The 24,267-nt window shown below is 62.3% G+C and carries 19 protein-coding genes; 6 read left to right on the forward strand and 13 right to left on the reverse strand.

What is annotated here, in order from left to right; all coding sequences use genetic code 11:
- On the reverse strand, positions 1–3,512 hold a 3,512-nt coding region (locus tag VFL62_RS26355), incomplete at its 3' end, for a FecR domain-containing protein (RefSeq protein WP_325175329.1).
- A gap of 580 nt (positions 3,513–4,092) precedes the next feature.
- Here VFL62_RS26355 and VFL62_RS26360 point away from each other — a divergent pair.
- A complete protein-coding gene (locus tag VFL62_RS26360) occupies positions 4,093–4,887 on the forward strand; it encodes a transglutaminase-like cysteine peptidase (protein ID WP_325175347.1) in 795 nt (264 codons plus the stop codon).
- Positions 4,888–4,950: 63 nt separating this feature from the next.
- Here VFL62_RS26360 and VFL62_RS26365 read toward each other — a convergent pair whose 3' ends face one another.
- A complete protein-coding gene (locus VFL62_RS26365) occupies positions 4,951–5,301 on the reverse strand; it encodes a hypothetical protein (RefSeq protein WP_325175330.1) in 351 nt (116 codons plus the stop codon).
- 110 nt (positions 5,302–5,411) lie between these two features.
- Here VFL62_RS26365 and VFL62_RS26370 point away from each other — a divergent pair, with 110 nt between their 5' ends.
- From VFL62_RS26370 to VFL62_RS26380, 3 genes are all read left to right on the forward strand, one after another.
- Complete coding sequence (locus tag VFL62_RS26370) at positions 5,412–6,527, forward strand: lysozyme inhibitor LprI family protein (RefSeq protein ID WP_325175331.1); 1,116 nt, start codon at positions 5,412–5,414, stop codon at positions 6,525–6,527.
- Between the two features lie 201 nt (positions 6,528–6,728).
- On the forward strand, positions 6,729–7,481 hold the full coding sequence (locus VFL62_RS26375; RefSeq protein ID WP_325175332.1) for an ABC transporter ATP-binding protein: 753 nt from the start codon (positions 6,729–6,731) through the stop codon (positions 7,479–7,481).
- The gene (locus VFL62_RS26380; protein ID WP_325175333.1) at positions 7,478–9,001 is read left to right on the forward strand and encodes a permease; all 1,524 of its coding nucleotides are present in this window, start codon (positions 7,478–7,480) and stop codon (positions 8,999–9,001) included. Before VFL62_RS26375 ends, VFL62_RS26380 begins: the two co-directional genes overlap by 4 nt.
- Positions 9,002–9,004: 3 nt before the next feature.
- Here VFL62_RS26380 and VFL62_RS26385 read toward each other — a convergent pair whose 3' ends face one another.
- On the reverse strand, positions 9,005–10,009 hold the full coding sequence (locus tag VFL62_RS26385; protein WP_325175334.1) for an alpha/beta hydrolase: 1,005 nt from the start codon (positions 10,007–10,009) through the stop codon (positions 9,005–9,007).
- A gap of 166 nt (positions 10,010–10,175) precedes the next feature.
- Here VFL62_RS26385 and VFL62_RS26390 point away from each other — a divergent pair, with 166 nt between their 5' ends.
- Complete coding sequence (locus tag VFL62_RS26390) at positions 10,176–10,994, forward strand: MBL fold metallo-hydrolase (protein WP_325175335.1); 819 nt, start codon at positions 10,176–10,178, stop codon at positions 10,992–10,994.
- A gap of 43 nt (positions 10,995–11,037) precedes the next feature.
- A complete protein-coding gene (locus VFL62_RS26395) occupies positions 11,038–12,090 on the forward strand; it encodes an amidohydrolase family protein (RefSeq protein WP_325175336.1) in 1,053 nt (350 codons plus the stop codon).
- A gap of 34 nt (positions 12,091–12,124) precedes the next feature.
- Here the strand turns inward: VFL62_RS26395 and VFL62_RS26400 are convergent, their stop codons facing one another.
- From VFL62_RS26400 to VFL62_RS26445, 10 genes are all read right to left on the reverse strand, one after another.
- Positions 12,125–12,571, reverse strand: coding sequence for a cupin domain-containing protein (locus tag VFL62_RS26400; RefSeq protein ID WP_325175337.1), 447 nt, complete (start codon positions 12,569–12,571; stop codon positions 12,125–12,127).
- A 147-nt stretch (positions 12,572–12,718) separates the two neighbouring features.
- A complete protein-coding gene (locus VFL62_RS26405) occupies positions 12,719–13,975 on the reverse strand; it encodes an aminopeptidase (RefSeq protein ID WP_325175338.1) in 1,257 nt (418 codons plus the stop codon).
- 139 nt (positions 13,976–14,114) lie between these two features.
- Positions 14,115–15,548, reverse strand: a complete 1,434-nt coding sequence (locus VFL62_RS26410) for an MFS transporter (RefSeq protein ID WP_325175339.1) — start codon at positions 15,546–15,548, stop codon at positions 14,115–14,117.
- A 59-nt stretch (positions 15,549–15,607) separates the two neighbouring features.
- Positions 15,608–16,441 carry an alpha/beta hydrolase gene (locus VFL62_RS26415; protein WP_325175340.1) on the reverse strand — a complete coding sequence of 278 codons (834 nt, stop codon included), beginning with the start codon at positions 16,439–16,441 and terminating at the stop codon, positions 15,608–15,610.
- On the reverse strand, positions 16,438–17,607 hold the full coding sequence (locus VFL62_RS26420) for an FAD-dependent monooxygenase (RefSeq protein WP_325175341.1): 1,170 nt from the start codon (positions 17,605–17,607) through the stop codon (positions 16,438–16,440). The genes VFL62_RS26415 and VFL62_RS26420 overlap by 4 nt, the downstream gene beginning before the upstream one ends.
- Before the next feature lie 214 nt (positions 17,608–17,821).
- Positions 17,822–18,460: a histidine phosphatase family protein gene (locus VFL62_RS26425; RefSeq protein WP_325175342.1), complete on the reverse strand. Its 639-nt coding sequence runs from the start codon at positions 18,458–18,460 to the stop codon at positions 17,822–17,824.
- A gap of 130 nt (positions 18,461–18,590) precedes the next feature.
- On the reverse strand, positions 18,591–19,163 hold the full coding sequence (locus VFL62_RS26430; protein WP_325175343.1) for a response regulator transcription factor: 573 nt from the start codon (positions 19,161–19,163) through the stop codon (positions 18,591–18,593).
- On the reverse strand, positions 19,160–20,062 hold the full coding sequence (locus VFL62_RS26435; protein WP_325175344.1) for a S1C family serine protease: 903 nt from the start codon (positions 20,060–20,062) through the stop codon (positions 19,160–19,162). Before VFL62_RS26435 ends, VFL62_RS26430 begins: the two co-directional genes overlap by 4 nt.
- A 148-nt stretch (positions 20,063–20,210) precedes the next feature.
- Entirely contained in the window at positions 20,211–22,220 is a 2,010-nt protein-coding gene (locus VFL62_RS26440; protein ID WP_325175345.1) for an SPFH domain-containing protein, read from the reverse strand.
- A gap of 1,034 nt (positions 22,221–23,254) precedes the next feature.
- A partial coding sequence (locus tag VFL62_RS26445) for an amidase family protein (RefSeq protein WP_325175346.1) occupies positions 23,255–24,267 on the reverse strand: 1,013 nt, incomplete at its 5' end.

Here is a 24,267-nt window from a genome sequence, read left to right on the forward strand (position 1 = left end):
GTGCCGCCACTGATCGTCACGCCGTCGAGCTTCACCGTGTTCAGCGTCAGCGTCACGCCATCATTGTTGGTGAGGTCGCCGGTCACCGTGGCGTCCTTGATCGTGCTGTCGGCACTCACCGTGACGCCAGTGGCCGCATCGGTGCCGCCGTCGAGCGTCACCCCCTCGAGCTTCACCGTGTTCAGCGTCAGCGTCACGCCATCATTGTTGGTGAGGTCGCCGGTCACCGTGGCGTTCTCGATGGTGCTGTCGGCGCTCACCGTGACGCCGGTCGCCGCATCGGTGCCGCCGTCCAGCGTCACCCCGTCGAGCTTCACCTTGTTCAGCGTCAGCGTGTCGGCATTGATGAAGTTACCCTTGAGCGTGACGCTGTCCAGCGTGACAGGATCCAGTGTAAGCGTCACACCGGCATCGACTAAAATCGTGCCACCGGACACAGTGACATTATCGATCGTTGCGCCCGCACCCGTCGTTCCGGCCGCAACTTCGAGCTTGCCAGTATCCGCGATCGTCATCTTGCCGTCGCTGATAATGGTGCCGTCTTCCAGCACAAGGGTCGAGCCAGCGCCGACTTCGATCATGCTCTCGGGCACGCTGGAATTCCCGATCACCGAGACGCCGTCCAGCGTCGCGCCGGCGGCACTTTCGATCTCGAGGGTGCTGCCGCCGAAAACCTTGAGCGCGCCGTTTTCTACCTTGGTACCGTTTTCGAGCACCAGGATCGCGGCAGCCGCCGCGCCGATTTCGATGAGGCTCGCGGCGTCCGGAGACGCAGCATCGGTGCCATTGACCGTGACGTCATTGAGTGTCGCAGCCACTGTCCCGGGCGTAGCCGCCTCGACATCCACCGTGGCGCCGCCGGCAATATTCAGGCTGCCTTTGGTAATGGTCGCGCCGTTCGAAAGCTTCAGCGTGGCGGTCTTATCGACCTGAATGATGCCGCCAGTGCCGGCGTTGGAATTGGCGATATCGACCGCAACATCGAGCGTGCCGGTCTTGAGTTCGATCGTTCCTGAGTTCGTGACACTGCTCTGGTCGGCAAACTTGCCGCCACCGTTCAGAATGAGCGTGTTGTAATTGTCCAGCACGCTGTGCTTGAGCAGGTCGATCTCGCCGCCGACGCTGATCGTACCCCAATTCTTGACGATGACTTCACCGCTCGACGGGGCGAGCGGGTCCGTGCTCGTCCCCAGCTTGAGATCCTTGGTGATCGTCAGCGTGCCCGTCGATACGACATCCAGTTCCGGAATCGCGCTTCCGAAGTCGGTGAAATAGTCCATCGTCAGCGATTTGGCCGCAGACGCGATATCGACCGTGGCCGGGAAGGTCGGGGTCCCGGGCAGCACCTGATCGGTACCGATGAACACGTCATCGTTCGCGGTCGGTACCTTGTCGCTTTCCCAGTTTGACGCGGTCTCCCACAGCGCCACACCGCCTGGCGGAATCGGGTTGGTATCGATCCACACCGTCGCCGGCGGAAGGTTGCCGCCGATCGTGACCACGATATCCTTGGTTGAGGTCGCGCCCTGCGAGTCCGTCACCGTGACTTCGTAAGTGAGGACCAACGTCTCGCCCGCGGGGACGAGATCGGCCAAGTAGACCTCGAGATCGGCAAGCGTCCAATCGACCGAGCCGAAGCCGACGCCGGTGCTGTCGTGGCCGGGTGCGATCTTCACCGTCATCGCCGCGGCAAGTTCGTTGATGACGTTTTGCCCGACGGTGTCCGAAAGGGGCTTGCCGTCGAGCAGCGCGCTCATCATCTCGACTCCCACCGTGTGGGTGTCGGTCAGGTCCGGATCCGAGAAAGCCAGCGTTCCGGAGGTCGCCGTGTTCGGAATCAGTTCGCCGCCCTTGGTGTCGGTGCCGGCGGAAACGAAGTTGACGTTCTGCTGCGGGCTGGTGATGACCGGCGCGTCGTTCGTGCCCGTGATCGTGATCGTGAACGTTCCAGACCCGGTCTGATCGGCCGGCACATAATTGTTGTCGACAGTCGCGTTGAAGGTCAGCGTCAGAGTCTCGCCCTTGGCGAGGAAGTCGAAGGCGCCGTCGGGAATCTTGTAGGTCCAGCTGGCTGTCCCGTCGCCAACGCTGTTGAAGGTGCCCTGGGTGACGCTGAGGCCGTTTTCGACAGCCTTGATGTCGGCAAGTTCCAGTGCGTTCAGCTTGGAAGTGACGTCGTTCCCGTGCGCGTCCTGATAGGTGAATGACGCAAACTTCGCCGACACCGTCGGATGATCGCTGGTCGCGTTGACATCGAAGTAGTGGAACGCGCCCGTCACCTTGTCGAGCGTCGAGCTGCCGGTGGTGTCCAGCAGCTCGGTGATCTTGCCGTTATCGATGCCGGTGAAATTCGGCGCCTGGGCAATGTGGCTAACGTTCGCTCCGTTGAACGTCGTGGGCCCGGTGGTCGGCCCCACCAAACTCGCAAACGTAAACGTCGGCGGAGTGTAGTTTACGAAGCCGAACTTGGTCTGACCGAACGGAGTCGGAATGATCGAATCAGTAAAATGATCGAGCGATTTGGTGGTCGAGCTATCGGAGAACTTCAGCGAGAAAACGTCGGTGATAAGCTTGAGAATCTCCGGCGACAGCGGCGTCGTCGTCTGGTTCAGCAAGCCATTCGAAACGTTCCACTGCACGTTGGCCTTGTCGACCACCGTCAGCGGCGTGAGCGTCAGCTTGTCGAACAGGATGTAGGAACCCGTCGTGCCGTCCGGCTCGACCAGAACCTGAAACTGGCCCTCGGGCACGGCATCGGGCGGCGGATTCATGTCGTCCGCGGCGAACGAGCCGTTCGGCAATTTGAAGTGCACCGCGAACAGCACGGCGGTGCCGCGGATGCCCATGGTCGCGACCGGCGTATCGACCTTCATATCGCCATGCTTGGCGGTCTCGCCGGCGACGAAGGTGATGGTGCCGGCCACCAGACTGAGCAGCGATGAATTGTTCGACCCGTTGGGGTCGTAAACCATCTCGTTCAGCACCATCCGCGCATTCGACGACAGACCGAACACGGTGCCGTCGATGAAGGTGATGCCGAGCGTCGAATCCGATCCGGACTGGACCACGTCGCCTTTTTCGACGTTGTCGCCATTATTGAGAATGATCGAAACGCCGTTGCGGATCGCAGTTGCGTTGCCGACCAACTTGGTCACATGGCCGATGACCTGGCCACCGCCCGCATTGCCGGCAGCCTGCGCAAGCTGAACCTGGCCGGAAAGCGCATTGACGATATCGCCGGTGAGATGCGCGCCATCGGGCGAAGCCAGCGGCGCATGCTTCTCGCCCTTGAAATAATCGTGAACGACGTATTCGCGGCCGTCGCCGGAAAGGACGAGGTCGACGCCGGTGCGCTTGAATTCCGCGCCGAACAGCAACTGCGCGTCGGGAACGACGATAGCGTCCGCTGGAACGTGGGTGGCGTGAAGGGCTTCGGAATGGAGTTGAGCGCCCGGGTGGTGACCCCCCAGCGCATCAAAAACCTTGGCATCAAATTTGCCGAAGTAATTCACCCCGCCACCGCAATGGTTAATAAATATATAAATTCAAAGGTCTAAACTTCCTTATCACCAGCCGCCCCATTGCGAAACCATCTCCTGCTTGCAAACGGGCCGTTCCGATCGGACCGTCTTCGCTGAATTTGGCGCACCTGTTCTACGAATTCGGCCCTAAGCAACGTAATTCCTTCGTCTGCTGACGCCCTGATTACGTATTCTGGCCCTGATGGCAAGAAGATCCATGTATTTTTCAGTATAGAATCTGTTGAGTTTTACTTGAAACAGCTTCTTGGAAGCCCCTTTGGAGGTATACTGCTCCAGTTCCGACCTGAAGAATGTGAACTGGATTACAGAATCCGCAAACTTTCATCAAATTAGTCATACCCTGCAGAAATTGGTTCAACGGGGCCCCGAACCGCGCTTTCCCTCGAATTTTCGACAGGCCGGTAAGGCGTGCTTCAGCTTGTTTGGCAGATTTCGGCGCCCGGCAGGGCGTCTTAAGCAGACTAAAAGCACCCAGGCGGATCATCCCGGCAAAACGATCCGGTCACGCGTGGCGCATCGCCCCGCCGATGTCCGGACGAAGGGGTGTCGGATGGGTGCTTTCAACATTAGTCGGCCTTTGCGCGCGATTGCGCTGGCCATTGGGCTGACCTGCCTTTGGCCGGCCGTTCTCAATGCGGGCACGCTGATCTCGCCCGGCACGCTGGACGTGATCCGCAAGTCGGCCGAGCCGTTCGGGCTGTTCGCGACGCGCCAATCGGCCGGCGGTCTCGCCGAGAAATGGAACGGCCTCGCACGCAAGCTCGAAGACGACATGGTGCAGCTTGCGCTTTGTGACGGCGACCGCGAACGCTGCGTATCGGCGCCCGCGCTGCAATTCCTCGCCATCGTGGACGTCGCCAGGGGCCGCGAGGGTCGCGCCCGTTTGGGCGAGATCAATCGCGCCATCAATCTGGCGATCAAGGCGACGAGCGATATGGCGCAACATGGCCAGATCGACGTCTGGAGCCCGCCGCTCGCAACGTTTGCCTCCGGCGCGGGCGATTGCGAAGATTATGCGATCGCGAAGTTTGCCGCGTTGCGAATGGCCGGCCTCTCTCCTGAGGACTTGCGCATCGTCGTGTTGCGCGACCAGGTCCGTGGCGAGGACCACGCCGCTGCGCTCGCTCGTCTCGACGGCCATTGGCTGATGCTGGATAACCGGCGCATGGCGATGATCGAAGATATCGACGTGAAAGGTCACCGGCCGCTGTTCGTTATCGGCGACGATGGCGTCATGCGCTACCAGGAGCCACCCTCAGTCGCAACACTGGCGGGCGGCACGTCCGCACCGGCTACGGCGGTCAAGTTTGCCGTCCCGGTCGACGTCGCTTCCAGGTCGAACTGATCCGCGGGCAACCGTGGTCGGACCGCTCGCGGGCTAAAGCGCGCTGGGCTTACAACCCCGGCTTCATTTATCGAGACACCCGTTGATATAGGCCGAGCGATCCCTGCGCAGGACCTTGGCCTCGTCGGCCTTCTTGGTGCATTGATACAGTTTCAGCTGTTCGGCTCGCCGCTTTTCCGCAGCCTCGCGGTGCTCGGGCGCGACCGCGCTCGGATCGACGAGCTTTTCCGCAGCTGCATTCGATGCAAGGACGACGAGCAAGGCGATCTGCAGAGCACTGGCGAGGGCAATTCTGCGCGCGGAGGCGCCGGTCTGAAAGGTCATGGTTTCAAAATCTCGTCCGATCAAAATGCAGGCGGGCCGGCCCACGGTCCAATATGATAGCTTGAGGGTATCACTGGCAGCGACCGGCATCAATTGACGCAGGCGCTGCGGCCGTCCGCCTTACAATTTTCGTTTCGCCGCGCCGACCGAGAAGCTACGATGCACGGGACAATCGTCTGGCTTTTCCTTCGGGGGCGGGGATGCGGGCATTCGTGCTGGCAATTGTGATGACCGGGATCGGGCTCGCGCAGCCAGGTCGTGCCGACAATGCGGCCGATGCCAACCGGCCGATGACCGACGTCCTGCCGTTGTTCGTCAAAAACCACTGCGAGGCGGTCAAGGCTCCGGCCGACCAGCTCTTCTGCGCCGACCCCGAGCTGAATGCCGTCGGCATCAAGCTCAACAGCGCCATCGCCGAACGCCTGAACCGCGTTCCGAACCGGCGCCTCGCGATCGAAGAGAATGCCGAATGGATCAGGGACCGCAATTCGAGCTGCGGGATCCTCGGATCGCAGCCGATCAAGCGCAACGACATCAAACCCGTCAGGGACTGCCTCTTGAAGGAGACGGCGGAGCGGATCGAGATATTGGCTGACCCGAACTTCGACTGCCTCGCCGTCAACACGACGGCGGGCCTGTTGATTTGCAGCGATCCGGCGCTGGCGCTGGCCAAGACCGAACTCAACGAAAAGGTGATGGCGACGATCGCCAAACTGAAGGATAACGAGGCGCGGGACGCGTTTGACGAATTTGAGCGATGGACCCGCGAACGCGATCGCAAATGCGGTCTCGCAAACAAGGACAACGTCCCACTTCGCGAGCTCTCGCCCTCGGAAGGGTGTCTGTCGGACTATTTTGCCGGCAAGGCGGCGGAGGTGGTCGCCGCCAAGGGCGATCCGAAGAAGCTGTTCGGAAGACAGCAGATATCGGCCGAGCCGAACGCCGATGCGGTTGATCTGTGCATCGCGCAAATTCACGCGACAGGCGCGTGCACGAATTTTCTTGCCGTCAATCGCATTCTGCAAACCGACGCAAGGCAGAGCGAGAGCACCGCGGACGTCGTCAGCTCCATTGAGATGGTCGTCGTGTCGCCCTTCACCGCGTGTAGCCCGATTGCATCGAGCTGCACCGGCACCTGTTGGGATTTGAAATCCGCAAGACCGAAATCGACGCCGGGCAGCCGCGAGCAGTTGCGGGTTGGGTATCGTTTGCGGATCGAGAAGTCGTTCGCTTTTCAGAAGAATGGCACCGGCTGGCGCTGCAACACGACCACCATGGAGCCGGTGGAAAGCGGCGTCGCCTTGAGCGGGCCATGAGAGCGGGCGTGGAATACCCGCGGCATTTCACACCAGCGTCTTCGATGCCGACCAAAGCGCAAAACGCGACGCCACAAAACCAGGCTTATGCAGGATAAGCCCGCCTCGCGCGTCTCCTGCAATTTTGATCCGCCGATTCACCGCACCGCAATGGTTTCGGTCCATGGTTCCGGCGAACAGTCACCAGGATCGCGCGGCATCATGGCTTCCACTCCGTCCGCCCTCGAAGTGCGAGGGTTAACAAAGCGTTTTGACCGCCCGGCCGTCGATGCGCTCGATCTCACGGTTCGATCGGGCGAATTCTATGCTCTGCTCGGCCCCAATGGCGCCGGCAAGACCACGACGCTGCGCATGGTGGCCGGCCTGCTGCAGCCCGATTCGGGTTCGATCGCAATTGCCGGCATTGATGCGCTGAGGGATCCGGTTGCCGCCAAGCAGGTGACGGCGTGGGTTTCGGATGAGCCGATGATCTATGACAAGCTGACGCCGCTTGAATATCTCGAATTCGTCGCCGGGCTTTGGGGAGTCGATCCTGCGGCCGCCGAATGCTCGGCGCGCGAACTGCTCCTCTCCCTCGGCCTTGAACCGAATATGCACGAGCGCTGCGAAGGATTTTCCAAGGGCATGCGCCAGAAGGTGGCGCTGGCCGGCGCCCTGATCCACGACCCGCGCCTGATCATTCTCGACGAGCCTCTGACCGGTCTCGATGCCCTCTCCGCCCGTCACGTCAAGGGATTGCTCGGCGAGCGCGTGCGCGGCGGATGCACGGTTATCATGACGACGCATATCCTGGAAGTGGCCGAACGCATGGCCGACCGCATCGGCGTGATCTCGGCGGGACGACTCGTTGCCGAAGGCACGCTCACTGAGCTTCGCCAGTTGAACGGCCGCGGCGACACCAGCCTCGAAGACGTGTTTATCGCGCTCGTCGAGACGCAGGCGGCTGCCGCATGACATCCGTTGCGTTAAGCTGGTTCGCGAGCCACGAGATCCGCCTGGCCTGGCGCGAATGGCTGGCGATGATGACCGGTGGCCGGCGCGGACGCCGCCGCGCCGTGATCATCGGACTTCTGGTCTTTGGCGCGCTGTTGCATGTCCCCGCCTATGCCGTGATCGGCCGCTACGCCACACTGCAAGCGCCGCTCGACAAACCGGCGCTGATCGTGATCACGGCAACGATCTTCCTGGGCTGGGCCTTGATGCTGTCGCAGGCGATCGAATCCGTGACGCGGGCATTCTACGCGCGCGCCGATCTTGATCTCATCATGTCGTCGCCGGTTGCGCTCACAGGCGTGTTTTCCGTCCGGCTCGCGGCCATCGCCCTTACCGTCACCGCCATGGCGACGTTGCTTGCAACGCCGTTTGTCGACGTCCTCGTGTTTGGCGGCGGACCGCGCTGGTTTGCCGTTTACGGCGTGGTGATCGCCATCGGTCTCACCGCCGCAGCGGTTGCGATCGCGGTCACCATCCTGTTGTTCCGGACCATCGGTCCGCGGCGCACGCGCCTCGTCGCTCAGATCGTCGCAGCCGTGATCGGTGCCGGCTTCGTCATTGCGCTGCAGATCGCGGCGATCATGTCCTACGGCACGCTCTCGCGCTTTGCGGTTCTCACTTCGGACGCCGCCGCCGGATTTGCACCCGGCCCGGGCAGCGTGGTGTGGTGGCCGGCGCGCGCCGCGTTTGGCGATGGCGACGCGCTGCTGCGGCTGCTCGCAGTTTCGCTGTTGTTGCTCGGTGCTGTGATGGCCGGCTTTTCGACGCGATTTTCCGATACCGTTGTTCGCGCATCGACCAGCACGGCCGCCACCCAGCGCGGCTCCCGCAGGCGGACGTTCCGATCGGGATCGCGGCAACAGGCATTGCGGCGCAAGGAGCTGATGCTGCTCGGCCGCGACCCCTGGCTAGTGTCGCAAAGCCTGATGCAGCTGCTCTATCTCGTGCCGCCGGCCGTTCTGCTATGGCGAAGTTTCAGCGACAGTTCGGTCGCAATCATGCTGATCACGCCTGTGATCGTCATGGCGGCAGGACAACTCGCCGGCGGCCTCGGTTGGCTGACGATCTCAGGAGAAGACGCGCCCGACCTTGTGACCGCGGCACCGCTGCCGCCGTCGTGGCTGATCCGGGCGAAAATCGAAGTGGTGCTGCTCGTGATCGGCGCCCTGTTCGCCCCGCTCATTCTCGCCTTGATGTTTGCCTCGCCACAGCAGGCGGCGATCACCGCCGCCGGCGTCCTGATTGCGGCCGCTTCCGCCACCGCGATCCAGCTCTGGTTCCGCGTTCAGGCCCGCCGTAGCCAATTCCGCCGCCGGCAGACCTCGTCGCGGCTTGCAACCTTCGCTGAAGCCTTTTCCTCGATCGGATGGGCCGCGACCTCGGCATTGGCGCTTTCGCATCCCGAAGCCGCACTGGTCACGGGGTTGATGACAGCCGCCCTGCTCGCGGCGACGTGGAAAGTCAGCCCGCGGCGCGGCTGACCCTTACGCCTTCAGCACGTCGATCACCGCATTCACAAAAGCCTCCGGCGCTTCTTGCGGCAGGTTATGCCCGGCACGCGGCACCACGCGATGAGCGAGGCGGCGGCTGAATTTGGCGGCATATCCCGTGCCATCGGTCGCCGGATTGACGCCGTCGGCGTTACCGTCGAGCGTAATGGTGGGAGCAGCGATCACGGGCTGCTCCGCAAGACGCCGTTCCAACTCGGCATAGCGCGGGTCACCTTCGGCAAGCCCGTAGCGATGACGATAGCTGTGGATCACGACATCGACAAAGTCGGGATTGTCGAAGGCTGACGCGGTACGCTCGAACGTCGCCTCATCAAAATGCCAGTTCGGCGACCACTGCTGCCACAGAATATTTGCGATTTCGCGCCGGTTGGCGGCAAGACCGGCGCGGCCACGCTCGATCTGGAAGTAATACTGATACCAATAAGCGACTTCCCGCGGCGGCTTGGCGGGCGCCATCGCGTGCGCGATATCCTGAATCAGATAGCCGTTGACGGTCACAAGCCCCGTGCACCGTTCAGGCCACAGCGCCGCGGCGACGCAGGCCGCGCGCCCGCCCCAGTCATATCCGGCGAAGACCGCGCGCTCAATGTTCAGCGCGTCGATCAGTGCAAGAAGATCCGCGCCGACGGCAGCCTGTTCGCCCGACCGCGGCGTTTTGGAATCGAGAAAGTGCGTCGGGCCGTAGCCGCGCAGATAGGGCACGACGACGCGGCAGCCTTTGGCGGCCAGTTGCGGGGCGACATCGACATAAGAGTGGATGTCATAGGGAAAGCCGTGCAACAGCACGACAGCGGGCCCATCCGCTGGCCCCGCTTCATAACAGGCAATGTTGAGAACACCCGCGTCGACCGAATGAAGCGGCTCAAGACCTCGCGACCGAGCCGTGAGCGCTTGGGAGAACTCCATGGCAAGACCTCCGGTCATGGCTGCGCCAAACGTCAACAGCCGGCGGCGTCCGCGATCGATGGACTCAGGCATCGGAACTCCTGCATCCGCTCGTGACAGCGGCACTGTAACCGGAAAGCCGAGAGGCTGGAATCGTCACAAGACGTAACCGTCTCAGCCCAGACATGCGCTATCCCGGCCATGACGGGCGATGATTTCGGCGCTACAGTGACGCCGGAGAAAATTCCTGGATCGCACCGTGCTGCGCGCAGCTGCCTTTGTTCTCGGCCTCTTGGGCCTTTCGATTTCGCCGGCGTCGGCCCAGGACGCGCCACGCGGCAGCGAGTGCCTTGCCATGGCGCAATCGCCGCTCCGCGCGAGGCCGGTGTCCTTGCATCTCTCGGCGGCGAAGACCGAAGAAGTCACGATCACCTATGCCGGCCATTCGACCTACTATATCGACACGCCCGGCGGCGTGCGGATCGCAACCGATTTCAGCGGCGCCTATACCACCGGCCGCCTGCCCGACGTCGTCACCATGAACCGGGCGCACTCGACGCACTACTCGCTATTTCCCGATCCGCGAATTGCTCACGTTTTCCATGGCTGGAACGATGACGGCACTCCGGCACGGATCAACGAGCGTGTCGGCGACGTGCTCGTTCGCAACGTGACCACCGACATCCGTCGTTACTTCATGGATGATTCCAGCGGCGAGATGATCCGGGATGGCAACTCCATCTTCATCTTCGAAGTCGCAGGCCTCTGTATCGGCCATCTCGGCCACTTGCACCACAAGCTCGACGACAGCCATTTCGCGGCGATCGGCCGGCTCGATATCGTGATGGTGCCGATCGACGGCACCTACACTATGTCGCTTGACGGCGTTTCCGAGATTACCCGGCGCTTGCGCGCCTCCGTGGTGCTGCCGATGCACCGTTTTGCCACCCCGCTCGACGAATTCATGCGCCGGATCGGCCAGCAATTCGCGATCGACGAGCGGACCGAACGCAGCCTGACCATCTCGCGGGAGTTCTTGCCTCAAGCGCCGACCGTGATCATTCTTCGCGGCGTCTGACCGGACAAGACCGTTCGAGAACAAAAATACTGCGGAGGAAATCATGGTCACCAGCAGCCTGCCGTCAGCCAAGACCGGTCTTTACGCCGATCCGCGCCCCGCGTGGCTGGCCCAGCGCGAAGAGGAGGTGATCGAGCCTGCCCGTGTGATCGTCGATCCGCACCATCACTTGTGGGATCGCGGCGGCCAGCGCTACCTGCTTGACGAAATGACCTCAGACATCGCCACCGGCCACAACGTGGTTGCCACTGTCTATGTCGAGGCGCGCTCGATGTACCGCGCCAAGGGGCCGGAAGCATTTCGTCCCGTCGGCGAGGTCGAATTTGCCAACGGCGCCGCGGCGATGAGCGCCAGCGGCGGCTATGGCCCGGCCGCGGTCTGCGCCGGCATCGTCGGTCACGTCAATCTGCTGGCGGGCGAAGGCGCACGTGCGGTGCTCGAGGCCGAAATCGCCGCGGGTCAAGGCCGCTTCCGCGGCATCCGTCATTCGGTCGCCTGGGATTCCGATCCTGACGTGGCGCACATGTATGCGACCCGACCAAAAGGACTTTTGCTGGATCCAACGTTCCGGCAAGGTTTTGCGCAGCTCGCTCCTCTCGGCCTGAGCTTCGATGCATGGCTGTTTCACCCGCAAATCGGCGAACTCACCGAACTCGCCCGCGCTTTTCCCGGCACGCAGATCGTGCTCGACCATTGCGGCGGACCGGCCGGCACCGGCCAGTATGCCGGCCGGCGCGAGGAGGTCTTTGCGACGTGGAAAGCATCGATCGGCGAAATCGCAAAATGCCCGAATGTCGTCGTCAAGCTCGGCGGGCTTGCGATGTGCCTGCTCGGCTATGATTTCCACGAGCGCGCGCTGCCGCCGTCATCGGAGGAACTGGCGGTGGCTTGGCGACCCTATATAGAGACATGTATCGAAGCGTTCGGGGTCGAACGCGCGATGTTCGAGAGCAATTTTCCGCCGGACAAAGGCCAGTGCAGCTATCAGGTGATCTTCAATGCGTTCAAACGCATTGTGGCGTCCTTCAGCGAGGCGGAGAAGGACGCGCTGTTTTCGAGAACGGCGATGAAGACCTACCGTCTGTCGATTGACTGATGCGGCACCGGTTTTTCGCGTGATGTCCGACAGCTCAGGTCGAAGCGAGACCCGGCGCCACCCGCTTCTCCGACAGGAACACGACGCGCTTGATCTTGTTGTAGACCTTCGCAGCGAAGCCCAGAATGAAGGGTTGCGTGGTACGGCAGAAGGCGAGCTTGCGAACGCGTCCTTCGACATGCCACCTCGCATGCGCGCCGTCGCGAAAGAAAATGACGTCGCCGGGTCCATAGCGGGTCGGGCCCATCGTATCGCTTTCGAGCACGATCGACCCTTCGAGGATCATGATGGTTTCATCGAAATCGTAGTACCAGTTGAATTTGCCTTCGCTGCATTCCCACACGATGGTGGAAGCAAGACCGTCGGAGCTTTGCGACAGCAGGCAGCCCTGCGCGACCGGATTGCCCTCGATGATCCACGAGGGCTCGATCGGCCTCGGTGAGAGGCTGACCACGACGTTGTTGGTTTCGATCAGTGCCATCTGCGCCCCTCGAAATTTCATGAAAGCGCCGGGCTTTGGCCCGGCGTCGTTGGGCGCCAAGCTAATAACAATCTTTTAAGCTTTTCTTAGCGTGGCCTGTGACAATCCGCCCGATCTGCATCGGAACGGGACAGCGATCCCCCTCGTTCAGGCCCACTCGCCTTTGCGGAATACCGGGACCCGCCGGCCGTCGGCATAAAGACCGTCGATGTCGATCTGATCGGAACCGATCATCCAGTCGATGTGGATCAGGCTGGAATTGCCGCCCTGCGCCGCGATCTGCTCCGGTGTCAGCTTGGTGCCGTCGAGGAAGCATTTAGAATAGCATTGACCGAGCGCTATATGGCAGGCTGCGTTCTCGTCAAACAGCGTGTTGAAGAACAACAACCCGCTCTTGGAGATCGGCGACGAATGCGGCACCAGCGCCACTTCGCCGAGACGGCGTGCTCCCTCGTCGGTATCGAGCACCTTGTTGAGAACTTCCTCGCCACGTGTCGCCTTGGCTTCGACGATGCGCCCCTCCTCGAAGCGCACCGCAATGCCTTCGATCAGCGAACCCTGATAGGACAGCGGCTTGGTGCTGACGACATGCCCGTCGACGCGTCTTGCGTGCGGGGTCGTGAACACCTCTTCGGTCGGAATGTTCGCATTGCAGGTGATGCCATTCTTGGCGGTCGAGCCGCCACCCTGCCATTCGTGCCCGTCAGCAAGCCCCACGGTGAGATCGGTACCCGGGCCCGAAAAGTGCAGCGCCCCAAATCTCTGTTGATTAAGCCACGCCCTTCGGCCGCGCAGCACTTCGTTGTGGGCCTGCCAATTTGCGACAGCATCGTCCCTGTCGACCCGCGAGGCCGAAAAAATTGCATCCGCCAGTTTGCCGACGGCCACATCTTCTTGATCCTGCGGGAACACGAGCTTTGCCCACGACGGAGACGGATAGGCAATGATGTTCCAGTTGATATCGAAATTGACGATCCGCTCCAGTGCGGGTTTGTAGGCGATCGAGTTGGCCTTGCTCGCACGTGACACCTTCACCGGGTCTTGCCCCGACAACAGCATGGGATTGTCGGCCACGATGGCAAGCCGCGCGGTGTTGGCAGCAAATGCTTTCGCCATTCCTTCGTAGAGCCAATTCGCCGAACGATCGAAGCCTTCGTCCTGCCCGTACTTGTAGCGCAGCAGGGTGATCGCCTCGTCCGACAGGATCGGGGTGACGAGGCCGGCGCCGGCCTTATAGGCATGCTCGGCCACCTTGCGGACCAGCGGCAATGCGACCGTCGGCGCGGTTATCAGGAGATCCTGCCCGCGCTCAAGCCGAAGCCCGACCTTGATTGCGACTTCGGCCAGGCGATCGAGCTTGACGGGATCGATCGGTGACGCGGGGACAGATTCTGAAGCATTCATAGTAGATCGCCTATCGTTGCTGCTCATCGACTATATCAGATTTCATGAAGATGCGGCGATATAATGCCGCAGCGGCCAACATGAAGCTCATACGATATTGATCAATGGTCGAAGGTCGAGTGACGATCAGTTGAACGGATCAGGACGAAATCTCTTCCAAGCGCATATTTCGCGTTTCGATCATGCGGGTTGCGGCAATCAGTCCCACGATGGCGACCGCGGCGAACATCAGAAAAACAGAATCGATGCCGCCGCCTTTGCCCAGCATGAAACCGATCAGCGTCGGTCCGATCGCCGATGCGATCCGCAGCCATGACGTCGCAACCCCGGTCCCGACCGCGCGCATCCGGGTCGGATAGATTTCCGGCGTATAGAGATAGACGACGGCGGCAATCGACCCGATCAAACCGTAACTGACCGTGCCGAGCACGATCAACCAAGAGACGTCCTGCGCGCCGCCAAGACCGAGGATCCCGAGCGTTACCGCGCCGAGGCCAAACGCACCCATCATCCAGTACTTGCGTCCGGTGCGGTCGATGACCAGCGCGCAGATCAGAACCAGCGCGACCTGCGCAACATTGGTCATCGAAGCCGCGCGCAACGCATCGGGCAAAGCCAGGTGATAGACGGTGGTGTAGAGCGTCGGCATCCAGTTGTTGAGGCCGTTGGCGACGAGGTAGGCGGAAGCCCACAACACCCAGGCGATCAGGGTACGCGCCCGGTAGGCGGGTGAGAGCAATTCGCTCCACTTGCCGCGCGAGCGCTGCGGCACCTCGACCTGCGCCGGGAGCGTCTGGGACTTCGACGCCCCGGCAACAGCATCCGACTTGTCGGCGGCGGCCTCCAGCCGGCGGACGACCGCCTCGGCCGCGGCAAGCCGTCCTTTGCCGATCAGCCAGCGCGGCGATTCCGGCAGCCGCAGCAACATCAGCGCGATGACGAGGCCCGGAACGCCGCCGATCAAGAACATGATCTGCCATCCCATCAGCGGCACCAGCACGGCGCCGACCTGCCCGGTGACCATCAAGCCGATCGGGAAGATCATCTCGTACAGCATGAAGAAGCGGCCGCGGCCGTGCGCCTTGGAAAGCTCGCTGATATAGGTCGCGGCCACCGGCATTTCACCGCCGACGCCGATGCCCTGGATAAAGCGAAACGCGAGCAGGACGTTGAAGCTCGAGGCCGCCGCACATGCCAGGCTCATGACGGCGTAGATCGCGGTGGCCGCCGCTGCGCAGGGAATGCGGCCGTAGCGCTCGGCGCCCCAGCTGAACGCCAGCGCGCCGACGATCTGACCGACATAGCTCGCGCCGATCATGATGCCGATTTCCGGCGGCGTGATGTGCCAGAGCGGAACGAGTATCGGAAGCACGAATGCAATCGACAGCGCGTTGAACGCGTCAAAGAACGTCGCGCTGCCCATGACGATCCGCGCGACGACGAACCAGCGCGATGTCGGCACCTGCTCGATTCGCGCGATCAAATGCGCGGAGGCTTGGTCGGCATCGAAGCCTGACGCAGCCGGCGCAGCGGTGGAAGCCTCGGGCCGCGACGTGGCGCTGACAACTGACAAAGCTTCCTCCGCTGTTCTGCTCTTGGACCGCTTGGCGGGCCCTGTTGTCCAGAGACTGATCAGGTATCGTCAGCGCGCGCAACCAGTTCTAGTATTTTTTCGGCAATCACCGCCGGGCATTCGACCGGCGTCAGATGGCGCACCTTCGGCAGCACCGACAAGGTCGAGCCCGGCACGGCCCGATGAATCTGTTCCGACATCGCAACGGGGGTGGCGTAGTCCTCTTCACCGACGATGACGCTGAGCGGCACACGCAAGCTTTGCTGATAATGGCGCAGGTCTGCATCGCCCAGCATTTCGCAGGTCGCGCGATAGCAATCGACGTCGTTGGCGAGAAATACCTCGATGTGCTTCTTGACCACGTCGGCGTGCGCCTCACGAAAGGGATCGCTGACCCAGCGGGTCGCCTGGAACGCCGATAGCGCGCCAAGTCCTTTGCTGATCGCCGTCGCGGCGCGATCGCGCCAGTCCTTTGGCGCGGTCGGACCGTACCAGGCCGTGCTGTCCATCACGACCAGGCCTTGCACGCGATCGGGATAGACGCCGGCAAAGGCTTGCGCGATACATCCGCCCATCGAACAGCCTGCAATGATCGCGCGTGGCCAGCGAACGTGATCCATCAGGCTTGCGAGATCGCCTGCAAAAAGCTCCGCCGTATAGCTCATCTTGATCTTGGCGGATTGTCCGTGACCGCGGCAATCGTAGGTCAAAACGTCGGCATGGGGCGTGAGCAGCGGCACCACGCCGTCCCAAAAGCTGCGATCAAGCGCCAGCGAATGGATCAGGGCGATGCGTGGGCGCGATTGCCCTTCCGCCGCATGCAATGTGTAGGCAATTGACGCACCGTCCGCGGCAACTGCATGTCCGGAAGACGACATCACGGGACGATTCATGCTGCCGCCGACCTCGGCGACGATCCCGGGGTCGGCGCTGGCGCGTCCAGCGAAACGTTCCAGGCGTCGTAACCATAGAGCCAGCTCGGATCGTCATTGCCGCCGCTCATCCAGGTATTGGCGCTCGAAATTTCCTGGATCTTGGACGTGCGCGGCTTGCGGTGCGCCTCGAAGCGCTTGAATGCCGCCTCGATGCCATCAATATCAACGCCTTTCAGGCAACGGGCGAGCACGGCCGCATCCTCGATCGAGGTCGCCGCACCCTGCGCCATATAAGGTGTCATTGGGTGACAGGCGTCGCCGATCAGGACCACCCTGCCCTGGCTCCAGGTCGGCAACGGATCGCGCTCGAGGATCGCCCACTTGTGGCAGTCCGGACAGGCATCGAGCACCATCCGCACCTCGGCATGAAAGCCGGCATAGGCCTTGCGCAGCTCCTGCACGTCGCCCTTGGCCGACCAGGATTCCTTGGTCATCCAGTCGGCGGGCTCCGGCACGCTGGTTACGAAGTAAAGCTGGCTGCGATCCTTGGTCGTGTAATAGATCACGATGTGGCGATCCTCGCCCCACCACTTGGTCCGCGAGCGCGAGATTTCGTGCGGCAAGCGGCTGGAGTCGAATACTGCGCGGTAGGCGATGCGCCCGCGGTGGATCGGCTTGTCGGGGCCGATGATGATGTCGCGCACCACCGAGTGAACGCCGTCGGCACCGATCACGGCATCGGCTTCCGCCCTCGTGCCGTCGGCAAAGAACAGCGTGACCGGCCCGCCACTCTGCTCGAGGCGGACCAGCTTCTTGTTCAGATGAATGATGTCGGACGGAACGATCGAGGTCAGCGCCTCATGCAGATCGGCGCGGTGCATGCAGAGGAACGGCGCGCCATAGAGATCCTCAGGCATCGGCAATTCGCGCTTGAGCTCGCCGGTGTCGCCGACGCGGTTGAGATGGGAGTAAGGCGCGAAGGCGCGCTGGCGCAGCCTGTCCTCGACACCGATGCCGCGCAGCACCTTCATCGAGTTCGGCAGCATCTGGATGCCGGCACCAATCCGGCCGAATTGATGCGCCTGCTCGAACACCTCGACCTCGAGGCCGGCCTGACGCAGCGTGCCGGCCGCGGCCATGCCACCCATCCCGGCGCCGATGATTGCAATTTTCGGGGAAGCCATGCCCTTGCCGCTCCTTTGATACTGAAGGCCCTTAAGCCTTCGCGGTCTTGGGCGCCGCGCTTTTTTGAGACAGCGCCGTTGTGCGCTCTCAATATCGCGCCTGACCGTTTCGATCAATCTGGATAGCGGCATGACAGCCTCACCAAATAAAACAACCGCCCGGGGGCGGTTGTTTGATTGAAGGCCACCGCCCAATGGCCTAGGCGTCATCGCGTTATTTTGAAGCCACGGTCGCGATGCGCGGCCACTCGTCCATCTGAATGCGGACGACCAGTTTGTAGGCGCCATCGGCGGGGCGGAAGATCGAGGTCTCACCTTCCTTGACGTCGTACCAGTCCTTGCCGAGCGCCGCGGCGATGTTCGGCTGATGGGTGATGAGGATGGTATTGGTGTGATCCTTCGGCGCCGCGGTCAGCATCTTCCGGAACGCTTCGGCGCGCCGGCTGTTCTCGTTCGGCGAGACGATCAATCCGCCTTCGGTCAGATCGGCCGTCTTCTCGATATCCTTGAAGCCGGCGATGACGGCCGTTTCATAAGCGCGGTTATACTTGCTGGTGTAGACCTTGCCGACGGGAACGCCGGCCTGGCGCAGCGCGTCGCCGAATGCTTTCGCCAGCGCCTTGCCCTTGTCGTTCAGATTGCGCTGCGCGGCGATATTGTCGAAGTTGAGCGGATCGGTGTCGGCCTGATCCGCAAAGGTCGCACCGTGACGGACGACAAGGACGAGGCCGCCGGCGCGCAAGGCGCTCGCGATATCCTTGTCGTCGGCGCCCGCTGCCGGCGCTATCGCAAACGCTGCAAAGACGCCGACCGCTGCCACCAGCGCAGTTATCGATTTTGAAATGGTAAACATTATCGAAGCTCCTTGACGCTCCCGCCCGCTTCAAAAGACTTCCGAAGCATCGGCTTTATTCCGCGCCGCTTCGTGCAAGCGGCCGCGCCGGCAAGGTTCGCGTCAAGAAAAGACCGACATCAACTCGCCGTCACAACATGATGATGTCGTTACGGCGACGCTCGGCGGCCTTCACCACGGCCTCGGTCCTGGTTCGCGCGCCGAGTTTGCGAAACAGCGATTCAACATGAAATTTTACCGTATGCAGCGAAATGTCGAGGCGCCGCGCGATCGCCTTGTTGGTCAGGCCTTCGGCCAGCGCCGCAAGCACTTCAAGTTCACGCGGCGTCAGCAGGGCCTGGCCGTCGTTCTCCCGCATGGCGGCAAAGCCGTTGTCGCGCGGCGGCGGCGCGCGGACGATCAGACCCGCAGCAACCGCGCGAATGGCGGCATCGATCTGGCGGGCATCGGCGTCGCGCGGCAACGCTCCGCTCAGTCGATCGTCCGCGATGCCAGGGCCTATGCCAAGGCCGATGACGCGGCCGCCTTCCGGAGGACGGCTGCCGTCGGCCAGCACGATATCGGCCTCGTCCCTCAGATCGACGACCACGTGGCCGGCTTCAACGATGATCTTGCACAGCACGTTGCGGCGATGCGGGTCGTTCGCCTGGACAGCCACCCGCAGCCGCGAAGCCAAGTCGATATTATTTGCCACTTCGCTCACGCCGCCCGCCGTTCCGCAATGGTGGTCTGCACAGTGATGATCGAGCCGCCCCTGATCAGGCGAATGTCGGCCTTCCGTCCAATACTGTCGCCGCTGAAGTAGCGGGCGATCTTTCGGAACCGATTGGCCGCGATGCCATCGACGCTCAGGATGATGTCGCCGGCGACGATCCCCGCCTGCGCGGCGGGACCGCCTTCCACCACCGACATCACCATCATGCCGCTCGACAGATCCGCACTCTCGCGAAGCGCGTCCGGGACCGCGACCGCGTGCAGCGCGACACCAAGCCAGCCACGCGCGACGTGTCCGTCCTTGATGAGCTGCGGCACCACGCGCGCCAGCGTCGCGTGAGGAATGACGATGACCTGCCCGCGCGGTCCGAAAGTCGACATCCCGAAGCAATTGCCGGCGACATCGAACACCGGCCCGCCCTCCTCGCGATCCGCAAGAGCGACATCGAGCACGATCCGCCGGTCGATCAGGCCGCCGCGCCGTGAATGCCATTCCTCGCCGACGAGGTTGACCAGCCCGAGCCGCGCACTCGCAGCCCCCGCGCCATCGGAGCCGACGGCCAGCGCAAGCGTGCCGACCCGCGGCTCCGCTGCGGTGAAAGCCGGTGCCACGATCGATTCGGCGGCCTTGAGGACCGCGATGTTGGTGCTGGCATCACGTCCTGCCAATTTGGCAAACGCAGTGGCGCCGCCTGGCGCGACCACTTCGAATTCCTCGCCGCGCGGCAGCGCCTGCTCGGAGACGACGACAACGCCTGCCTGCCACAATATTCCGGTGAGATACTTTCGCTCGCCGAGTCGAACGGCCGCCACCGCGTTTTTTGCAGCGTCCGCGCGCGCGGCTATCGCATCCGACAATTGACTGAGAACGTCTGACGAAAGGGACATGGGCTACTCCTATCCATGAAGATAGGAACTAAACTGTGGAATGCAGGCCCCTCAGACTATCGGCCGGACGGCCGGGATGGTCCCGGCCGTTTGGCCGGGCGAGCGGCCCGGCGACCGCGCGGTTCGCGATCGCCGGACATCGCGTCGCTTAACCGCCGCCGTTGTTGCGGTGCGCCTGCTTCGGCGCCTCATCCTTCAGCCGCGCCAGAGCGTCCGGCATCATCTGGCCGAACATCGAGCTCAGCATCGCCGTCGGGATAAGGCCTGCGCCGTTATTTTCCTGACCTTGTCCGCCGGACATCAGGAATTGCGGCACCAGCGGCTGGTTGATCCTGGTCAGCGCTTCGGCGAACTTCGCGAAGTTCTGCTCGGCGAGACGGAATTCCGGCCCACCATAGGCGTCGACCGCGAGCTTGGTCGCTTGCGCGGTCGCCGCACCCACCGCCAAGACGCGATCGGCCTCGCCCTGGCCTTCGAGCCGCGACTGCTCGCCGACCGCGGCTGCCGTGACCTTGCGCGTCTCGGCGTCTTTCATGGCGCGCGCCAATGCCGCCGCGCCTTCGTTCTCGTTGACCTTGACCTGGATCAGCGACTGCGTCAGCGCCGACTGCGCCGCGGCGGTCGCCTTGGCCTCGTTCAGCGTTCGCTCCTGCACGGCTGCCCGTTCCTGCTCCTGATAGGTCTCGACCTGTTCGCGCGCGATCTGGCGCGACCGCAACTGGATCAGGATGTTCTCGATCGTCTTGTCGCCGGCCGGCGCCCGCGGCGTGCCGATCAGAACCTCCTGAAGGTCGAGGGAGTAGGATTCGAACTTAGCCTTCATTTCGGCGGCCGACTCCTCCTGGATCGCCGCGCGGTTTTGCAACAGTTCGATCAGCGTCATCTTCTGCGCGATATTCTTGAAGAACGCTGAGACCATCGGATCGAGCGTCTGCTCGACCAGCTTCTTCACGTCGCCGAAACGCTGAATAATCATCGGCGCTTTCTTGTAGTCGATATGCATCACCACCGAGAGCGGCAGTGTCGGTTCGAAGGCGTCTTTCGTGATCAGCGAAATCTCCGACAGGTTCTCGTCGAGTTTCATCGCGCCGACTTCGCCGCGGACCCATTTCAGGATGAAGTTGACGGTCGGAATGATCTCGATCTTGCCGGCATAGGTGTTGAACGCGTACTTGCCGGGCAATAGCGGATCTTTCCAGACGCCGCGGCTGCCGTTCAGCACCAGTTCGCCATGGCGATACTGTTCGCCGGAGACGTCGTCGGTCCGCGGGCCAGTGTAGAAGATCACGACGCCGACATTACCGACCGGGATCACGGTCTTCGGCACCGACTCCACGGTGGCGAACAGGCGGTTGATGTACCAGGTGCCCTCGACGATGATCTGGAGCTGGCGCCCGCGATAGCCGCCGGCCTTGAGAAATCGCTCGGGTTCCTGGAAGTTGTTGTGGAAGGTCGCTTCGTCGCGCAGATCGATGCCGACCTCCGGCGCGATGATCTCGCCGGGCGGCAGCGACGGGCCGTCATGGACGGTCACGACGCCGACCAGATCCTGGTTCGCGGCCAGAATCACCGGCGTAAATCCCCAGCGCTCGCTGATGGTCAGCTGCATGCTGTCGAGAACGGCGCGTTCCTGCGCACTCAAGGCGTGACCATAGACGCGCTCGTCGGTGATGATCGCAAACTGCGTGGTGTTGATGGCGTAAGTGCCTTCGCGCAGGATCTTGCGCTGCGGGCCCTTCTGGCCGCCCGCGCGCAGGAATTTGCGCGCGTCCTGAAAGTCCGATTTGTCGTCGGTATCGTTGGCACCAAGCACCTGGCTGGCGCCGAGCGGCGCCCCATCGCGCGCGAACACATAGGCAATCTTGCCCTGCCCGACCGTCACCAGATCGGATTTGTGGATCCGGTACATGAACGGGAAGAACACGTGCAGGCCGCCGCGCAGCACTTCAGGCTCGTAACCGGCTTCACCGTTCAAGGCGATAAAGCCATCCTCGATCGATCCTTTGGTCGACCACAGCTTCTCGACGATACCGACCTGGTTGTTCGAGATGTAACGGAAGATATTCGCCAGCCGCAGCAGGATGAGAAAGGCAATGACTGCGCCAGCCCAGATGGCGATATTAGCTAAATCAGGATTCAGATGATGATTGACGTCCATTTGACATCTCCATTCCTGCAAATCGATTCACAGCTCAAAATTGCAGGGCGCAGGATGTGGCCTTGCGCTGGCGCTTGCACAAGATGGGCCTCGCAAGGCGAGCATGACAATCTTTAGTCGGATCGATTGTGACAAGTTCTCGGCTAACTCGTTGGACTTGTTGATAGCGATGACGAATGCATGCCAACCGTTAACGTCTGTGCTGCAACTGACTTGCATCATCATCGGCAAACGACCGCGCGGCAGAAAACGCTGCATACCGGATTGGTCGGCGAGAAAACGGCGCAGGTTCACTGCATGCCGCGCATGTGACAGTTACGGTGTCGCCCCTTCGCGCAAGGCGTCGCCTTCTCGCGACGGAAATCCGTCCGAGTGATCCAACTTCATGTCCCTCACATGAAGAGGGCGCAGGGAATGCCGGGCGTTTGGCTCGCCCGCAGCCTCGTGCGCAAAAGTAAAAAGCACACGAGTTAGTCACCACAGGTCCGCCGAAACGATCCGGCATTCCCTGCGCGATGGGTTTACGGTTTCCTTCGTAGTCTCCCCGGAGACCGGGCTTTGTTGCCTCCGTGGGTGACAACGCTCGCGCGTTGCACCGGATACCAGCGTCGGGGTATCAGAACGCTACGACTTCGCCGTCCGCGGGCATGCGTTCGTCTTGCGCATGACAAGCGGCCATCGCATCCCGCACCCAACGTCCGTGACGATCGCGAAACGCCCCTCATGGTGGGCACGGGATGCGCGAAGAAATGCTTCTGATTTGCCCGACGTCACAAGCGAAACCGCCTGCGGCAGATTAACGCGACGGGCAAATCAGTTGGGGCGTGGGAATTTGTGTCAAGAGGGTCGTCATTCCGGGGCCCGAGTGCAACGAGCGAGCCCGCAATCCATTTTGCTATAGCGGCGGTCGACGAATGGATTCCGGGCTCGCGACTCCGTCGCGCCCCGGAATGACGGCGGCTAGCTCGAAACTGACTGGCGCTGCGTTTCGTCACGCCCTGCTTCGTGCGCCGGCGCGCGAAGCGGCCATGACGTTAGATCGCGCTGGAATTGGCACCCAAGATGCCTTCTATACCGCTGGCAAGGTTTAGAAGCCGCCGGTCGCTTCCTAAGGAGCCGTCCAGCTCAAGCCCAATCGGCAGCCCCGCGCGAGACAAGCCAGCGGGCAAGCTGATGCCCGGCAGCCCCACGCTGCTCGCCGAGACGGTGTGGTTCGCTAGAGCGAGATAGCTAACTTCCTGCCCCGCGATTTGGACGGTCGTCTGCTGCTCGATCAAAGGCGCGGCACAGGGTGTGGTCGGCTGCAGAATGGCTAACGCCCCATGAGAGACGAACGCGGTATTGAGACGGCGCTGGATTTCCGGCCGGCTCACGTCGAGCGCCGTCTGATAGGCCTCTGCCGAGGTCGCGCCCAGGCCGCCCGGCAGTACGATGTGCGCCCACGCCTGCCGAAGTTGGGGCTTTAGGCCTTCATAAATGGCCTCGAACGTGGTTGGGATTTCATGGCGGCGAAGAAATTCCGTAATTGCGCCCATCGTCTCATGAGCGAAGATGCCCCATGTTGCGGTTTGGACGAGGGAATTGAAGTCGTCGCCAAGGTCTACTTCAACGATCTCAGCGCCGGCGTCCCGCAACCGCCGAAGCACTGCGCGGAATCGGTTCTCGACTTCCGGGTCAACCAGATCCAGGAACTGTCGCGGCGCGAAGGCCAAGCGGGTTCCCTTCAGACTGTAGCCGCCGGAGGACTCTGAAGCCTGTTCACCCGTCACCACCTGATCCACCAGAATGCAATCCTCAACGCTTCTGGCAAATACGCCTGTCGTGTCGAGTGTGTGGGAGATCGGAGCAACGCCATCGCGTGGCCAACGTCCCGTAGTCGGCTTGAAACCCACGACTCCACAAAACGATGCGGGTACCCGGATAGACCCGACGGTATCACCGCCCAAGGACGCGGGAACGATCCCAGCAGCCACCGATGCGGCGGAGCCGCTTGAGGAGCCGCCCGACATGCGATCGCGAGCGTACGGATTCTTGACCGGACCGTAGC

The organism is Bradyrhizobium sp. (assembly GCF_035701725.1).
Classification (GTDB): domain Bacteria; phylum Pseudomonadota; class Alphaproteobacteria; order Rhizobiales; family Xanthobacteraceae; genus Bradyrhizobium.

What these genes read in the sequence shown, in the direction of transcription:
- VFL62_RS26360 (WP_325175347.1), top strand. Translation starts at nt 4,093, where the DNA reads ATGGGTGCTTTCAACATTAGTCGGCCTTTGCGCGCGATTGCGCTGGCC.
- VFL62_RS26365 (WP_325175330.1), bottom strand. Translation starts at nt 5,301, where the DNA reads ATGCCGGTCGCTGCCAGTGATACCCTCAAGCTATCATATTGGACCGTG.
- VFL62_RS26370 (WP_325175331.1), top strand. Translation starts at nt 5,412, where the DNA reads ATGCGGGCATTCGTGCTGGCAATTGTGATGACCGGGATCGGGCTCGCG.
- VFL62_RS26375 (WP_325175332.1), top strand. Translation starts at nt 6,729, where the DNA reads ATGGCTTCCACTCCGTCCGCCCTCGAAGTGCGAGGGTTAACAAAGCGT.
- VFL62_RS26380 (WP_325175333.1), top strand. Translation starts at nt 7,478, where the DNA reads ATGACATCCGTTGCGTTAAGCTGGTTCGCGAGCCACGAGATCCGCCTG.
- VFL62_RS26385 (WP_325175334.1), bottom strand. Translation starts at nt 10,009, where the DNA reads ATGCCTGAGTCCATCGATCGCGGACGCCGCCGGCTGTTGACGTTTGGC.
- VFL62_RS26395 (WP_325175336.1), top strand. Translation starts at nt 11,038, where the DNA reads ATGGTCACCAGCAGCCTGCCGTCAGCCAAGACCGGTCTTTACGCCGAT.
- VFL62_RS26400 (WP_325175337.1), bottom strand. Translation starts at nt 12,571, where the DNA reads ATGGCACTGATCGAAACCAACAACGTCGTGGTCAGCCTCTCACCGAGG.
- VFL62_RS26405 (WP_325175338.1), bottom strand. Translation starts at nt 13,975, where the DNA reads ATGAATGCTTCAGAATCTGTCCCCGCGTCACCGATCGATCCCGTCAAG.
- VFL62_RS26415 (WP_325175340.1), bottom strand. Translation starts at nt 16,441, where the DNA reads ATGAATCGTCCCGTGATGTCGTCTTCCGGACATGCAGTTGCCGCGGAC.
- VFL62_RS26420 (WP_325175341.1), bottom strand. Translation starts at nt 17,607, where the DNA reads ATGGCTTCCCCGAAAATTGCAATCATCGGCGCCGGGATGGGTGGCATG.
- VFL62_RS26425 (WP_325175342.1), bottom strand. Translation starts at nt 18,460, where the DNA reads ATGTTTACCATTTCAAAATCGATAACTGCGCTGGTGGCAGCGGTCGGC.
- VFL62_RS26435 (WP_325175344.1), bottom strand. Translation starts at nt 20,062, where the DNA reads ATGTCCCTTTCGTCAGACGTTCTCAGTCAATTGTCGGATGCGATAGCC.
- VFL62_RS26440 (WP_325175345.1), bottom strand. Translation starts at nt 22,220, where the DNA reads ATGGACGTCAATCATCATCTGAATCCTGATTTAGCTAATATCGCCATC.